Origin of the sequence: Candidatus Pelagibacter communis (genome assembly GCF_012932795.1) — a bacterium.
Classification (GTDB): domain Bacteria; phylum Pseudomonadota; class Alphaproteobacteria; order Pelagibacterales; family Pelagibacteraceae; genus Pelagibacter; species Pelagibacter ubique_S.
The window spans coordinates 299286-314344 of sequence record NZ_LANA01000001.1 but is presented as its reverse complement, the minus strand read 5'-3'; the positions used below and the strand labels follow the sequence as shown (position 1 = coordinate 314344).

General features: G+C 26.6%; 14 protein-coding genes and 1 tRNA gene. 11 read left to right on the top strand and 4 right to left on the bottom strand.

Going from position 1 to position 15059, the window contains the following annotated elements; translation table 11 throughout:
- Positions 1-15: 15 nt before the first annotated feature.
- Genes rpmI through VP91_RS01630 form a run of 7 tightly spaced genes read left to right on the top strand, consistent with a single transcriptional unit; the run spans position 16 to position 7730 of the window.
- The gene (rpmI, locus tag VP91_RS01660; RefSeq protein ID WP_168606837.1) at positions 16-222 is read left to right on the top strand and encodes a 50S ribosomal protein L35; all 207 of its coding nucleotides are present in this window, start codon (positions 16-18) and stop codon (positions 220-222) included.
- Between the two features lies 1 nt (position 223).
- Positions 224-580 (top strand): 50S ribosomal protein L20, encoded by a 357-nt coding sequence (gene rplT / locus VP91_RS01655; protein WP_169035705.1) that lies wholly within the window; start codon positions 224-226, stop codon positions 578-580.
- A 43-nt stretch (positions 581-623) separates the two neighbouring features.
- On the top strand, positions 624-1691 hold the full coding sequence (gene pheS / locus VP91_RS01650) for a phenylalanine--tRNA ligase subunit alpha (RefSeq protein WP_169035704.1): 1068 nt from the start codon (positions 624-626) through the stop codon (positions 1689-1691).
- Positions 1688-4096 carry a phenylalanine--tRNA ligase subunit beta gene (gene pheT / locus VP91_RS01645; protein ID WP_169035703.1) on the top strand — a complete coding sequence of 803 codons (2409 nt, stop codon included), beginning with the start codon at positions 1688-1690 and terminating at the stop codon, positions 4094-4096. The genes pheS and pheT overlap by 4 nt, the downstream gene beginning before the upstream one ends.
- A gap of 2 nt (positions 4097-4098) precedes the next feature.
- Positions 4099-5904 carry a translation elongation factor 4 gene (gene lepA, locus VP91_RS01640; protein ID WP_169035702.1) on the top strand — a complete coding sequence of 602 codons (1806 nt, stop codon included), beginning with the start codon at positions 4099-4101 and terminating at the stop codon, positions 5902-5904.
- A 3-nt stretch (positions 5905-5907) separates the two neighbouring features.
- A complete protein-coding gene (locus tag VP91_RS01635) occupies positions 5908-6927 on the top strand; it encodes a Gfo/Idh/MocA family protein (RefSeq protein ID WP_169035701.1) in 1020 nt (339 codons plus the stop codon).
- Positions 6924-7730: a glycosyl transferase family 17 gene (locus VP91_RS01630; protein ID WP_169035700.1), complete on the top strand. Its 807-nt coding sequence runs from the start codon at positions 6924-6926 to the stop codon at positions 7728-7730. Before VP91_RS01635 ends, VP91_RS01630 begins: the two co-directional genes overlap by 4 nt.
- On the opposite strand, the gene VP91_RS01625 is transcribed toward VP91_RS01630, so the two are convergent.
- Positions 7725-8462 carry an FkbM family methyltransferase gene (locus VP91_RS01625; RefSeq protein WP_169035699.1) on the bottom strand — a complete coding sequence of 246 codons (738 nt, stop codon included), beginning with the start codon at positions 8460-8462 and terminating at the stop codon, positions 7725-7727. The genes VP91_RS01630 and VP91_RS01625 overlap by 6 nt on opposite strands.
- Positions 8463-8519: 57 nt before the next feature.
- On the opposite strand from VP91_RS01625, the gene VP91_RS01620 reads away from it, so the two are divergent.
- Positions 8520-9323 (top strand): DUF4422 domain-containing protein, encoded by an 804-nt coding sequence (locus VP91_RS01620; protein ID WP_169035698.1) that lies wholly within the window; start codon positions 8520-8522, stop codon positions 9321-9323.
- On the opposite strand, the gene VP91_RS01615 is transcribed toward VP91_RS01620, so the two are convergent.
- Together VP91_RS01615 and VP91_RS01610 are read right to left on the bottom strand one after the other, a co-directional pair.
- Positions 9320-10438 (bottom strand): DegT/DnrJ/EryC1/StrS family aminotransferase, encoded by a 1119-nt coding sequence (locus VP91_RS01615; protein WP_169035697.1) that lies wholly within the window; start codon positions 10436-10438, stop codon positions 9320-9322. The two genes, VP91_RS01620 and VP91_RS01615, sit on opposite strands and share 4 nt — an antisense overlap.
- Entirely contained in the window at positions 10435-11412 is a 978-nt protein-coding gene (locus tag VP91_RS01610) for an SDR family oxidoreductase (protein WP_169035696.1), read from the bottom strand. Before VP91_RS01610 ends, VP91_RS01615 begins: the two co-directional genes overlap by 4 nt.
- A 66-nt stretch (positions 11413-11478) precedes the next feature.
- Between VP91_RS01610 and VP91_RS01605 the strand changes: the two genes are divergently transcribed.
- Together VP91_RS01605 and VP91_RS01600 are read left to right on the top strand one after the other, a co-directional pair.
- Positions 11479-12165, top strand: coding sequence for an acetyltransferase (locus VP91_RS01605; protein WP_169035695.1), 687 nt, complete (start codon positions 11479-11481; stop codon positions 12163-12165).
- A gap of 13 nt (positions 12166-12178) precedes the next feature.
- Positions 12179-13051, top strand: coding sequence for a hypothetical protein (locus VP91_RS01600; RefSeq protein ID WP_169035694.1), 873 nt, complete (start codon positions 12179-12181; stop codon positions 13049-13051).
- Positions 13052-13056: 5 nt separating this feature from the next.
- Here VP91_RS01600 and VP91_RS01595 read toward each other — a convergent pair whose 3' ends face one another.
- Positions 13057-14907 (bottom strand): hypothetical protein, encoded by a 1851-nt coding sequence (locus VP91_RS01595; protein ID WP_169035693.1) that lies wholly within the window; start codon positions 14905-14907, stop codon positions 13057-13059.
- Positions 14908-14950: 43 nt separating this feature from the next.
- Between VP91_RS01595 and VP91_RS01590 the strand changes: the two genes are divergently transcribed.
- Positions 14951-15040: transfer RNA gene (locus VP91_RS01590), tRNA-Ser, on the top strand.
- The last annotated feature ends 19 nt before the right edge of the window (positions 15041-15059 follow it).

The following is a 15059-nucleotide window of genomic DNA, read 5'->3' as shown; positions in this document are numbered from 1 at the left end:
TAAGACCGCAGAAATATGCCAAAATTAAAAACTAAAAGTTCAGCAAAAAAAAGATTCAAGATCTCAGCTACAGGCAAAGTCATGATGGCTCAAGCTGGAAAGAGACATGGGATGATTAAAAGAACAAATTCACAAATCAGAAAATTAAGAGGCACGACTACAATGTCAAAACAAGATGGCAAAATAGTTAAATCATACATGCCTTACAGTTTAAGAGGATAAAATGGCAAGAGTAAAAAGAGGTGTAACCAGTCATGCTAAACATAAAAAGGTTTTAAAAGCTGTCAAAGGACAATGGGGCAGAAGAAAAAATACGATAAGAGTTGCAAAGCAAGCTATGGAAAAAGCTATGCAGTATGCTTACAGAGATCGTAGAACAAAAAAAAGAGAGTTTAAATCATTATGGATACAGAGAATTAATGCCGGTGTTAGATCTGAAGGGTTAACATACTCAAAATTTATTAATGGCTTAACAAAGTGTGGAATTAAGCTAGATAGAAAAATATTAGCTGAAATAGCATACGACAGCCCAGAAGCCTTTAAAACGATCGTAGAAAAAGCTCAATCAGCATTAAATTAATCTTCACTATTGTTTTTCTTCGGTGAAGAAATAATCTCTCTATATGTCTGATATTAAAAAAATAAAAGATGAATTTCTTTTAAAGTTAAAAGAAAATTTAGACTCAAATCAAGTTAATCAAATTAAGACAGATCTATTTGGAAAAAATGGAGTAATTAGCTCTAAATTTAAACAACTTGGAAAAGTAGCAGAACAAGAAAGAAAGAAATTCGCATCAGATTTAAATTCAGTAAAAGACGAGCTTCAAAATTTAATAACTTCAAAAATTAATGATATTGAAACAAAAGAAATTAATCAAAAATTAGAAAAAGAAAAAATAGATATAACTTTACCTGAGAGACCTTTTGTTCAAGGAAAAATTCATCCAGTGTCTCAAGTCATAGACGAAATCTCTTCAATTTTTTCAGAAATTGGATTTAGTGTTAAAGAAGGACCCGATATCGAAAATGAATATAATAATTTTACAGCATTAAATACGCCTGACAACCATCCTGCAAGAGATATGCATGATACATTTTATCTAGATGAAAAAAAAGAATTATTATTAAGAACACATACTTCTCCAGTTCAAATAAGAACTATGCTTAATGACAAACCTCCTTTTAAAATCATTGCACCAGGCAGAACATATCGATCAGATAGTGATCAAACTCATACTCCCATGTTCCACCAAGTTGAGGGACTACATATTGATAAAGATATAAACATGGGTCACCTTAAAGGCTGTTTAAATTATTTTATTAAAGAGTTTTTTGAGGTTGATAAAATTAAAATGAGATTTAGACCAAGCCACTTTCCTTTCACTGAACCGTCTGCCGAGGTAGATATTGGATATGAAATTAAAGATGGAAAAATAGTTATTGGTGAAGGAGATAAATGGCTTGAAATTCTAGGTTGTGGAATGGTTCATCCAAACGTTTTAAAAAATGTAAAAGTTAATCCTGATAAATTCCAAGGCTATGCATTTGGGATAGGTATAGATAGATTAGCAATGCTCAAGTATGGTATAAATGATTTAAGAGCATTTTTTGATTGTGATTACAGGTGGTTAAACCACTTTGGCTTTGACCCTATAGATGTGCCTACAAATTATAGGGGTCTGAGTAGATGAAGATTACAACAAATTGGTTAAAAGAACATCTAGATACCAAGCTCAATGAAAATCAAATTATTAAAAAACTTACAGATGTTGGTTTGGAAGTAGAAGATGTTTACAGCCAACCAAGTGAACTAGATAACTTCATAATTGCTCAAATTTTAAAGGCTGAAAAGCATCCTGATGCAGACAGGCTTAAAGTTTGTGACGTAGATATTGGATCAGATAATCCTGTGAAAGTTGTTTGTGGTGCACCTAACGCAAAAGAAGGATTACTGACAATTTATGCACCTCCAGGCGCTGTTGTACCTAAGAGTCAAATTAAATTAGTAGCAAGCAAAATAAGAGGTGTAATGTCGTATGGTATGCTTTGTTCAGAGGCTGAGCTCAAATTATCAAATGAAAGTAATGGTATTATAGAGCTTTCTTCAAAAAAATATGAAAAAAAGATAGGTGAAAATTATTTACCTAAAAATAGTGTAAACGTAATTGACATATCTATTACACCAAATAGAGCAGATTGTTTGGGAGTTAGAGGAATAGCTAGAGATTTAGCAACAGCAGGTTCTGGTACATTAAAAAAACTAAAAACAGAGAAGTTAATTCAAAAAAATAAACAAAAAGTCAGTATAAAAATAATTAAAGAAAAAAACCAAGGATGTAATTCTTTTGGAAGTTGTTTAATTACCGGAGTAAAAAATACTGAAAGTCCAGACTGGCTTAAGAAAAAGATAATGTCATTAGGTCAAAAACCCATCTCTGCAATAGTCGATATTACAAATTATGTAATGATTGATTTAAATAGACCATTGCACGTTTATGATGTTGATAAAATAGATAAAGGAATACTTGTTAGAAATTCTAAAAAAGGTGAAAAATTTAAAGCTTTAGACGAAAAAGATTATAATCTTGAAGACGGTATGTGTGTTATTGCAGATGCTTCTGGAGTATTAGGCTTGGGAGGAATAATTGGAGGAACTAGATCTGGAACTGAACTAGATACAAAAAATGTATTAATTGAGTCAGCCTATTTTAATCCAAGATCAATTAGAAAAACGGCTAAAATTTTAAATATAGACACAGATGCTAAGTTTAGGTTTGAAAGAGGAATAGATCCACTTTCAATAGAACAAGGACTTCAGAGAGCTGCTGAATTAATTAAAAAAATTTGTGGAGGGGAAATTAGCAAATTTGATATTAAAAAAATAGAAAATATAAAAAAAAGCTTTGTAAAATTTGACATACAATTATTTGAAAAAATGACAGGTTTTCAAATTGATCAAAAAGAAATAATCAAAATACTAACTAATTTAGGTTTTGGAATAAAAAAACAAAAAAAATTATTACTATTAACAGTCCCAACGTGGCGACCTGATATCTTACAAGAGATAGATATTGTTGAAGAACTAGTGAGAATTAAAGGTTACGACCAAATTAAGATGATCGAACCTGAGAAAGTTAGAAACAAAGATACCTTAAACAAAACCCAAAAATTATTTCATTTTTTACAGAGGGCTATTGCATCAAAAGGATATTTGGAAGCGATTACATGGTCTTTTACTGATAGTAAGGTTAATAAATTATTTATTGAAAACAATAAAGAAATTAAGATAATTAATCCCATAAGTGCAGATTTAAATGTATTGAGAAGTTCTATTTTTTCAAATTTAATTATTAATATAAATAAGAATTTATTTAGAGGATTTAAAGATTTATCAATATTTGAAATAGGTCCAACTTTTTCAGGGTCTAAACCAGGTGAACAACAAACAATAGTAAGTGGATTGAGAACTGGAAAACTGTCAAGACAGAGTTGGGTAGAGCAAGGAAGACTAGTGGATGTTTTTGATGTAAAAAGGGATGTTATTCAAAGCTTAGTTGAGGCTGGTTACAACAAAGATAAATTATATATAGATGATGAAACACCAAATTATTATCATCCTGGTAAATCTGGAAGAATATTTCTAAACAAAAGTAAAGAAAAAGTAGTAGCTTTTTTCGGTGATATCCATCCAACTATATTAAAAAAATTAGATATTAAAGTTGAAGCGTTAGTAGGGTTTGAAATATTTTTAGACAATATAAAACAGCAAAAAAAATCATTAAAAAATCAGAAAACTCAATATAAATATTCTGACTTCCAAAAATCAGAGAGAGATTTTGCTTTTGTTTTAGATAAAAATTTTAAAGCTCAAGAATTGATAGAGATAATTAGGAATGTAGATAAAGAATTAATAAAGTCTGTTAAAGTTTTTGATGTTTATGAGGGTGAGAATATTGATAATAGTAAAAAATCAATTGCATTAAATGTTACAATTCAATCTTTAGAAAAAACATTAAATGAAGAAGATTTAAATAAAATAAATCAGCTTATTATTTCAACTGTAGAATCAAAAACAGACGCAAAGATTAGATCATAGTCATGTCAAAAATTGATCACATCAGAAACTTTGCAATTATTGCGCACATAGATCATGGCAAATCAACTATTGCAGATAGAATAATTCATAGCTGTGGTGGACTTACTGAAAGAGAAATGAAAGCGCAAGTTTTGGATTCTATGGATATTGAGCGTGAAAGAGGAATAACAATTAAGGCCCAAACGGTAAAGCTTAATTATAAAGCTAAAGATGGAAAGAAATACATTTTAAATATTATCGATACCCCAGGGCATGTAGATTTTAGTTATGAGGTTAGCAGATCTTTATATGCATGTGAAGGATCAATTTTAATAGTTGATAGTACACAAGGTGTTGAAGCTCAAACATTAGCAAATGTTTACCAGGCATTGGATATTAATCATGAGATAGTCCCAGTATTAAATAAGGTTGATTTACCTGCCTCAGACTTAGAAAAAACAAAAAAACAAATAGAAGATGTGATTGGTATTGATACAGAAAATGCCATTCCTTGCTCTGGTAAAACAGGTGAAGGCATTGAAGATATTTTGGAACAAATTATTGTTTCATTACCATCTCCAGAAGGTGAGAAAGATGCTAATTTAAGATGTTTATTAGTCGATAGTTGGTATGACACTTATCTAGGGGTGGTTATTTTAGTTAGAGTTATTGATGGAAAAATTTCTAAAAATATGAAGATAAAAATGATGTCTACTAACCAAGAGTATATTGTTGAAAAAGTAGGCGTATTTACACCTAAAGCTAATGACATTAATGAGTTAAATGCTGGAGAAATTGGTTTTATAACAACAGGGATAAAAGTATTATCAGAAACAAAAGTTGGAGATACCATTTGTGACGCGAGTAAGCCACCTGAAGAAGCGTTGCCAGGTTTTAAACCAAGTAAACCAGTGGTTTTTTGTGGATTATTTCCAGTTGATAGCTCTGAGTATCAAAAATTAAAAGATGGTCTTGGAAAATTACAATTAAACGATGCTAGTTTTTCATATGAAGCAGAGTCTTCTTCAGCTTTAGGGCTAGGTTTTAGATGTGGATTTTTAGGTCTGCTACATTTGGAAATCATCACAGAAAGATTGGAGAGAGAATTTGACATTAATCTATTAACTACAACACCAGGCGTAGTTTATAAGGTTCACATGAATAAAGGTGAAGTAATAGAATTGCAAAACCCTTCAAGCTTACCTGAACCTACATTAATTAATTACATTGAAGAACCATGGATTAAAGCGACAATCATTACTCCAGATGAGTATCTTGGACCCATTATAAAGGTTTGCCAAGATAAAAGAGGAGTTCAAACTAATCTAAGTTATTCTGGAAATAGAGCGGTCTTAAGTTATGAAATTCCATTAAATGAGGTAGTGTTTGATTTTAATGATAGATTAAAATCAATGACAAGTGGCTATGCAAGCTTTGATTATGAAATCATAGATCACAGAGAGGGAGAATTAGTAAAACTAGGTATACTTGTAAATGCAGAGCCAGTCGACGCTTTGTCAATGATGGTACACAAAGATTTTGCACAAATAGTTGGAAGAGAAGTATGTGAAAAATTAAGAGATTTAATTCCTAGACACAACTTTATGATACCTGTGCAAGCTGCGATTGGTGGCAAAATTATAGCAAGAGAAACTATCAAGGGTTTTAAAAAAGATGTATTGACTAAAATTCATGGTGGTGGTGCAAGAGATAGAAAAAGAAAACTATTAGATAAACAAAAAAAAGGAAAAGCACGAGGAAAACAATTTGGAAAAGTGGAAATTCCTCAAGAAGCATTTATTGGTGTTTTAAAAATTAATAAGGAATAAGAATTGAAACAGGTTAATTGGGGAATTATTGGTTTAGGAATAATGGCTTCAAAGTTTGCTGATGCATTTAAGTTTTCAAAAAAAGCAAAATTAGTAGCAATTGCAAGTAGTGATAAGAATAAAGTTCAACATTTTAAAGATAAATTTGATATAGAAAATCATTTTTGTTTTAACAGTTATGAAGACCTAATTAAATCTGAAGATATCGATATTGTTTATATCTCATTACCTAACTCTTTACATTTTAAATGGATACTTAAGTGTATAGAGTATAAAAAAAATATTTTAGTAGAAAAACCAGCTGTACTAAATTTTTTTGAAATTGAAAGTATTAAAAAAAAAATTATTAATACATTTTTTTCAGAAGCATTTATGTATGTTTATCATCCACAAACATTAAAGGTTATAGAAATGATCAAAGAAGGAAGAATAGGAAAACCTTTATCAATGAACACCAATTTTGGAATTAACATAATGAGTAAAAAAAATTTGTTTGGTTTTAAAAGAAAAAAAAAAATTAAACAAGATAATAGATTGTTTAATAAACAATTAGGTGGTGGTGTGATACTAGATTTAGGATGTTATTTAATATCATTTAGCTTATTAATTGGATCATTAGAAATTAAAAATAATCTAGCAAAGACAAAAATCAAAAATATAAAAAAAAAATTTATAAGTTCGGGAGTAGATATTCACTCTTCAGCTGATCTTCACTTTGAAAGTGGATTCGTAGCAAAAATGAAAGCATCTTTTGAGGAAGACTTAGGACAGATAACTGAAATTATAGGCAGTGAAGGAAATATCATTATCCCACATACATGGACACCTGAAGAAGCAATCGTTATAATAAAGTCTGAAAAAAGCGAAAAAATTAAGATTAAATCGATAAATAATATTTACACTTGTGAAATAGAAGCCGTATCAAATTCAATTATAAAAAACAAAAATAAGCCAGATTTTCCGGGTTTAAGTATAAATGATACATTTCGGAATACGAAAATATTAGATGATTGGTTAAAATGAAAAATAAAATAATAGATTGTATTACTTTTTTTGAGGAAAATTTTATTTTTAATTTAAGGTATAATATTCTAAATGAATATGTGGATTATTTTGTGATCTGCGAGTCCAGATATGATCACAAAGGAAGACAAAAAAAATTAAATTTTAAACAAGAAAAAAGTTTTATAAAAAATAAGATAATTTATCTAGTAATGGACGAGCCATTTCCTGAAAATAATAGTCCGTGGCAAAATCAAGCATTACAAAGAGAATTTTTATTAAAAAATTTAGGTTTTGCTAATAATGATGATTATATATTTTTTTCTGATCCAGATGAAATTCCAAATCCAAATTTATTAAAAGATTTTGATTTAAAAAAAAAATACGGAATATTTTTACAAAAGTGCTTTAATTATAAATTTAATTTATTCAATTCTTTTGAAAGTCCCTGGGAAGGTACAAGAGTGACAAAAAAGAAATATTTAAAGTCAATAGATTTCATGAGACAAAAAATAAAAAAAAAAAACTTAACATATTATTTTTTTAGAATAGATAAAGAAAAAAGCATTAAAATTTTTAATGATGGAGGTTGGCACTTCAATAATGTGATGGAACCAGAACAAATCTCATTAAAATTAAAATCATTTGCACATACAGAATTCAACAAAGATGAATATACATCTATAAAAAATATTAGAGAAAAGATAGATAGTCGTATAGATCTTTTTGGGAGAAATCATAAATATGAAAAAATTACTTTAGATAAAAGTTTTCCTAAATATATAAAAGATAACCAAATGAAATTTAAAAAATTTATTTTATAAATATTTCTCTTCTGGCAAACAAAAAAGATTTTCCTCTATTTGAAAATATAAATATTTATTTTTGGTTAGTTTGACAGTTATTTTTTCTAATAAAACATTTTCTATATGCACGTACTCAAAAATAATTAGTGGCCTAATCTCAAATTTTGATAGAAAGTCGTAAACAATTTTTCCATCATATCCTTCTGCATCTAAATAAAAAAGATCCAACTTTTTAATTTCATATTTATCAAAAAGCTCCTTAATTGAAATTGAATTGACAGCATCTTTTATTGTATGACTTTTTTTAACACCATGATCTGTCAAATGTTTTAAATTAAATGATGGTATGGCAGGTATATGATTATCATATTTGTGAAGATATTTTGGATCAACTTTGTATAAATATGATATTTCATTATTTACTGAAATTGCAGAATTTTCAAAAGTAACAAATTCATTGTCTATATAATTTTTTTTTAATTTTTCGAAATTTTCCAATATAGGCTCAACAAGTAAACTCTTAGTTTTATACTTCTTTATAAAATAATTGAGTTCATCAAAAGATAAACCATCATTAGCTCCTACCTGAACAATATTGTTTATTTTATTTCTACTAAAATAAAATTCTAATAAATTTTTTATTTTTAAACTTGAGTTTTGGGCTATAATTCTATTATTTTTGAATGTTTTTTTATCTAATAGTCGATATCCAAAAATTCCACAGATTTTCTTTAATAATTTATTTTTCATCAAGTATTGTTATTATATTCAATTTTATTGTTAAAAATAGTTTAAATTAAAACCTATATGTCAAATTTAAAAATTTATTGTGTTACTGACAAAGTTATAAATTTTTTAGATAATACAAAATATAATATTGGATGGGTAGGAAAAGAAAATCCTCCAGAAAATTATATCTTAAGTAATAATAGGAATAATATTTTTTCTAAAGAAAAATATTATTCTGAATTAACGTTTCACTACTGGTATTGGAAAAATTTACTTAATGTAGAGAGTAATGATTGGATAGGTTTCTGTCAAAAAAGAAGGTACTGGTTAAAGAAAAATTTTTTAAAAGATAAAATTGATAAAGTTAATTTCAGTGAAAATCTACTTGATGAAGTGCAAGATGAATGGAGTGGCTATAATGCAATAATTTGTGACTCAATTAAGATAAATAAAGTAAAAAAAATAAAAATGATAAAAAGAGGCTTTAGGTCATTAATTAGAAATCCTAAAATTTTTTTTAATGACAAAAAACAAACGATCAAATTTCATTTTGATATGCATCATGGTTATGGAAATTTAAGTAAAGCAATTGAAGTTATGAATGATAATGACAGGGATGAATTTAAAAATTATGTAAATACTAATTGTGAATATAATCCACATATAATGTTTATTGCCAAACCATTAATAATTAATAAATGGTTTACAGATCTATTTGAATGGCTCTTTAAATGTGAAAAAATTTTTGGTTTCGAGAATTTAAATGGATATGATACACAACGATTATATGCTTATTTAGCTGAAAGATACCTATCGTTTTGGTTTAAAAAATATTCCAATTTTATCAATTGGCCTTGGACTTTTATAGATTTTAAAAATTAGTTCTTCAGAAAAAAACTTTTTATTTGTTCACAGACTTTTTTAATTTCTTTTTCAGTTATTTTTACATGAAAGGGAAGACTAATTGTTTCCTTACCCCATTTTTCACTTCTAGGACACTTAGTGTTTTTATATTTTTTTTTGTAATAATGTAATTCACTGATTGATCTAAAGTTAACTGTGACAAAAATTTTATTTTTTAATAGATGCTCAATAAGTTTGTTTCTATATTTTTTGTCAACACCTATAGGGAATAAGTAATAATCTCTATTTTTATTTTTATTTTCACTTGGTAAAGAAACTTCTTTAATATTATTCAAATTGTATCTATATTTTTTAAATAATTTTTTTTTTAGGATAGCAATCTTTGAGTAACTTGATACTTGGTCTTCTAAAATACTAGCATTGATATCGCTTAAATTTGCTTTAAATCCAAAATTATATACATCCCATGGAATATACTTGTTATTCACAAACCTTTTAAATGCAGGTTTTGTCATTCCATTATTGGACACAGATCTTATAATGTCAGCATATTTTTTATGGTTTGTAATTATTGCTCCACCTTCCCCACAAGTAATGCTTTTTGTTGCATAGAATGAAAAAACTGCAAAATCTGCAAATGTACCCATTACTTTATTATTATATTCACCACAAAAAGAATGAGCACAATCCTCTATTATTATAATATTTTTTCTAATTTTATTTTTTAAATTTTTAGTATCAAATAAGTTACCATATAAATGTACAGGCATTATTACTTTAGTATTCTTAGTTATCTTTTTTAAACAATCTTTAACATCTAACAATTTTGTTTTTTCATCAATATCCGCTAGTATCACTTTAGCTCCGACCATTTCCACAACATTTGCACAAGCAACAAATGTGCAGGCAGGTATTATTACTTCATCTGTTGGTTTTAATTTAACAGATAATAAAATGCTTATTAGACCATTGGTCCATGAATTTGTTAAAAAAGAAAATTTTTTATTAAATTTTTTACAAAGAAGCTTCTCTACTCTTTCACATACAGGTCCTGAAGTTAAATATGAGCTGTTTAGAGTTTGCTTGAGATAATTTTTTTTATTATTTAGGTTGTGTTTATAGAATGGAATCATATTCTATTTTTTTTTAAAAATTCTTTATATACTGTTAAAGTAATTTTTTTTTTAGCAAATGGTTTTTTATCTTTTTTGATTTTATTAAAAGTATCAAGAATTGATTTATTAGTTAATTTATCGAAATTTGAATTTCTTTTTAAAAACTGTTTAGATGAATTTATTGAAACTTTGTAAGATCTTTTATCTATAGTATTTTTTTCATGGTAAACATTTACATCTTTATACTTAGTAATTTTTAATATTTTTTTAGTTAATAAAATAATATTTGTATTAAAATTTCCTATATTAAAAACTTTGTTAAGAGTTTTTTTTTTATTTTCAGCAATGATTTTATTAATTGCAGTACAAGCAAATTCATTGTGACAAAAAAATCTAACCTGTGTGCCACCAAGAATTTCTATCTTTTTTAAAAACAACATATCTCTTATAATCTTATTAATAGCTATGTCATATCGCATTCTTTCTGACCATCCGTACAAAGTACCCAGTCTTAAAATTGTGAAAGGTATTTTTTTTTTTAATTTTAAAAATTTTTCATACTTTAAACAAAGTTTTGAATATAAAGATATCGGTTTCGGTTTAGATTTTTCTGTAATTAAGTTTTGATTATTACCATAGACAGAACAAGAAGACATATAGATGTATCGTTGAAGTTTTTTACTTGATTTAATTTTGTTATAGAGATTAATTTTATTTGAATAATTAGTAATATTTGTAAATTTTCTATTAAGTTCAGATGCAGGATCGTTTGAAATATTTATTAAATCAATAATAACGTCAAAACCAAAAAAAAATTCTTTGGACATGTTTTTATAATCTATTTGATGCAGCTTAAATTTATTTGATTTAGTATTATTTTTTCCAAAAAAACATTTATCTACTCCAATGATATTGTTACCAGTTTTTAACAGATAGGGCACCAGAACGGAGCCAAGAAAACCCTCAGAGCCTAAAACCAAAATATTTTTCATAAAATAAATAGATTAATAAATATATATATATTTGATATAATCAAATTATCTTTATAATTATATGAAATGAGTAAAAATATTCTTTTTTGGGGTGGTAAATTTAAAGCTGGAATTATACATGATCTTATTGAAAAAGATAAGATTTTAGCTGACACCACTTCACTTGTGGTTAAATATGTGTTCGATCCAAATTTGTTGAAAACTCAATTTAAATCAAATGCTAAATTTTCAAATAAAAAAATTGATTTAAAATTTTTTTTTAAAAACTCTTATCATTTTGTTGTATGCATTGGTAATGAGCTTGGAATGGCTAGATACTTTATATCTAAAGAATTAGAAAAAAAAAAAATTAAACCATTAGATATAATTAGTAAAAATGCCTATTTTGATAATAAAAAATTATTAGGAAAAGGAATACAACTTTTCCCAAATTCAGTTGTTCAAACAGGATCAACTGTGGGAGATTATTCAATTTTAAATACAGGCTCAATACTAGAACATCATTGTGAAGTTGGTAACGGGGTACATATAATGCCAGGAGCAGTAATAGGTGGAAATACCTATATTTCAGATTTTGTAACTATTGGAATGAATGCAACCGTAATGCCAAAGATAAAAATTGAAGAAGGGGCCTATATAGGAGCCGGAGCCGTAGTTACAAAGGATGTTAAAAAAAATGAAGTTGTAGCAGGAAATCCAGCAAAGTTTTTAAAAAAAATTGTTCATAAAGTTGATTTAAAAATATTTAAATAAAGCCTAATTTCTAATGAAGATTTATTTATCCACATTTTATAGTTCTGATTTAAAAAGATCTGCAAAAAGATTTAAAGAACAAGCTGAAAATATGAAAATTTATGACAAAATTTTTCTTTTTGAACAAAGTGATTTAAACGATGATTTTAAAAAATATGTTAAATCATTATTAGAAATAGGAAAAATAAAAGGTTATGGGTATTGGGTTTGGCAAACTTATTTTCATAAAAAAGTTTTGGCACAACTAAATGATGGAGATATATATCATTGGTGTGATGTTGGGTGTCATTTTAATCTTAATGGAAAAAAAAGATTATTAGAATATATAGAAATGTTAAAAGAAGAGCCAACTGGTTTCTTGGGATTTCAATACAAGAATCTTGAGGAAAATAATAATTTTAGCTACCCGAACTATATGGAATACGAATATACAAAATCAGATCTAATAAAATTTTTTGGGTTAAAAAATGACGACCCAATAATAAGAAGCCCACAGGTGTGGGGTGGATCATTTTTTGTCAAAAAATGTAAAAGATCACTGGAAATAATGAACGAACATTATGAAATTACTAAAAATAGATTTGATTTAATTGATGATGATGAGGAAAAATTCTTACATAAATCCATACCTGAGTTTATCCAACATCGTCATTCACAGAGTGTTTTGTCTATAATAGTAAAAAAAGCTGAATCAAAATTACTATCTGCATACGAGTCAGAGTGGGCAATAGATAATCAAGGAAATAGGACATATGATCATTTAGAATTTTTTCCCATAATTGCAAAAAGAGACAAACAGAGGAATATTGTTAAAAGATTTTGGGACAGACAAAAGAAAAATTTTAGTAGAAGAAAAAACAAATTTATGGGTTTGTTTAAAAAATAATTTAATTATTTGATAATTAAGATTTTCCAGGCTCCTATTTCGTTATAAATACTGTAATTATGAAAAATATATTGATTTATATAAGGAAATCTATCTTTTGGAGTTAATTCAAAATTATCATGACCCTTCATATTTCCAATATTTTGGTATGTTCCTCCAGATAATAAATATTTAGGCTGAGTTATATTCAATTGATCAATAAAATTTAATTGATTACTTTTATTGCCTAAGTTCATTATATGAAAAAATTTAGTGCAAGTTTTTTTTTTCAGGAAATATTGAATTGCTGTTTCATATGAAAATACTTGAAAACAATCTTCATCTTTAGTGAGAATTTTAAGTAAGTTAATTAATTCAATTTCTTCATCTTGCAAATATTTATAATCACTCTCAGCAATATACTTATTAAGGCGTTCATTAAATTCGTAAATATTATTAAAAAAATTATTAGGAATATTTTTAAAAGTAAATATTATGAATATTAAAAAATAAGTTATAACAAAATAAATATTTTTTATTTTATTATAAAAAAATTTTTTTTCTAGAAAATTAAAAAAATAAAAAGAAAAAAAATAAATTAAAAGTATTAAGTTGAAGCTAGAACCCTGCTTTATATGACCACCATCAGAACGAGTAAGACCCACTTTATAATATATTAGGCTGAATATATAAAAAAGTATTATAAATAATTTATGGTTTTTATCAAAATTAATTTTTTTGTTAAAAAAAATATTGATTGTAATAAAGCCATTTAAAATAATTATTAATAAACTTTTTGTAGCTCTAGACGAACCTTGTTCATTAGAAAATGGTGTTGGATGTATTATACCATTCAATAAATCTGATGATGTTAGTATATTTATAGAGTTTATAATAAAATTGTTAAACTCAGTAGATCCAATTATAAAAAAAAATATTATGAATGTAGATATTATAATAAAAAGTATACTCAATATTTTTTTGAGATGATCATTAATAGCCAATAGAATAAATAGTGGTAGGTAAGAAGCAATTAAGAAAATACCCCTGTCTAAACTCCAAAGAATAGCAAATAATGGTAATGTACCTAAAACAATTGTATCTAAGATTGAAATTTTTTTTGTGTCTAATATTTTCATTAAAAATATTAAATAAATAAATATAGGTATTTCTCTGTACCCCAAAGTGTAGTTTTTTACTAAATAAAAACAAAAAATAGATAAGAATAAAAATATTAAAGTTTTAGAATTTTTGTTTAAATGAAATCGACTGCAAAAATAAAATAAAAAAATAAATATTATAAAAGCACTCACTTGAGTGATAAATGAGATGTATACCCTGTAAGAGCCTATAGTCTGAAAATCAAAAAATGACCAAGATATTTTAGCACTTAAGACATCAACAAATAAACTTGTCACTAAAAAAGAACCTGACCAAAGTTGATTTTTTAATTCATAATTTAATCCACCCATTAAAGCTTGTCCTTCGTGAAATAAATCAAGCTTATTTGTGTTAAATTCTGCCGATAGAAAGAAAATGATTAACAAGGATAATAATAAGAATAAATAAAAAAGGGATATATTGTCATTATTTCTAATTTTTTTGTTAAGAATAAAGCTATCTTTTATTTCTTGAAAATTTAATTTTTTTTTTAATAGGAGCGTTATGAAAAAAGTAGCCAATGGAATGGTAATAAAAATAATATACCTAATATTGTCGTTCCAGTGACTATGTTGAAATATGCTATAATAACCAATTATTTCAGTTGGATTATGGTATTGAAATTGAATTAGTTTCCAGAGCGAAGACACCAAAATTATAGAAACTATTAAAGGAATTATTATAGAAATCTTATTGAATAAACTTTTAAACATCATTTAATTATTATAACAGTATACTTTAATTCAAATAAATATTACAGGAGAGATGGCCGAGCGGTTTAAGGCGCACGCTTGGAAAGTGTGTGTACTGTCAAAGGTACCGTGGGTTCGAATCCCACTCTCTCCGCCAGTAAATAAGCTTTATTTTT

What these genes read in the sequence shown, in the direction of transcription:
- VP91_RS01620 (WP_169035698.1), top strand. Translation starts at nt 8,520, where the DNA reads ATGTCAAATTTAAAAATTTATTGTGTTACTGACAAAGTTATAAATTTT.
- rpmI (WP_168606837.1), top strand. Translation starts at nt 16, where the DNA reads ATGCCAAAATTAAAAACTAAAAGTTCAGCAAAAAAAAGATTCAAGATC.
- VP91_RS01630 (WP_169035700.1), top strand. Translation starts at nt 6,924, where the DNA reads ATGAAAAATAAAATAATAGATTGTATTACTTTTTTTGAGGAAAATTTT.
- VP91_RS01600 (WP_169035694.1), top strand. Translation starts at nt 12,179, where the DNA reads ATGAAGATTTATTTATCCACATTTTATAGTTCTGATTTAAAAAGATCT.
- VP91_RS01605 (WP_169035695.1), top strand. Translation starts at nt 11,479, where the DNA reads ATGAGTAAAAATATTCTTTTTTGGGGTGGTAAATTTAAAGCTGGAATT.
- rplT (WP_169035705.1), top strand. Translation starts at nt 224, where the DNA reads ATGGCAAGAGTAAAAAGAGGTGTAACCAGTCATGCTAAACATAAAAAG.
- lepA (WP_169035702.1), top strand. Translation starts at nt 4,099, where the DNA reads ATGTCAAAAATTGATCACATCAGAAACTTTGCAATTATTGCGCACATA.
- pheT (WP_169035703.1), top strand. Translation starts at nt 1,688, where the DNA reads ATGAAGATTACAACAAATTGGTTAAAAGAACATCTAGATACCAAGCTC.
- VP91_RS01595 (WP_169035693.1), bottom strand. Translation starts at nt 14,907, where the DNA reads ATGATGTTTAAAAGTTTATTCAATAAGATTTCTATAATAATTCCTTTA.
- VP91_RS01610 (WP_169035696.1), bottom strand. Translation starts at nt 11,412, where the DNA reads ATGAAAAATATTTTGGTTTTAGGCTCTGAGGGTTTTCTTGGCTCCGTT.
- VP91_RS01625 (WP_169035699.1), bottom strand. Translation starts at nt 8,462, where the DNA reads ATGAAAAATAAATTATTAAAGAAAATCTGTGGAATTTTTGGATATCGA.
- VP91_RS01615 (WP_169035697.1), bottom strand. Translation starts at nt 10,438, where the DNA reads ATGATTCCATTCTATAAACACAACCTAAATAATAAAAAAAATTATCTC.
- pheS (WP_169035704.1), top strand. Translation starts at nt 624, where the DNA reads ATGTCTGATATTAAAAAAATAAAAGATGAATTTCTTTTAAAGTTAAAA.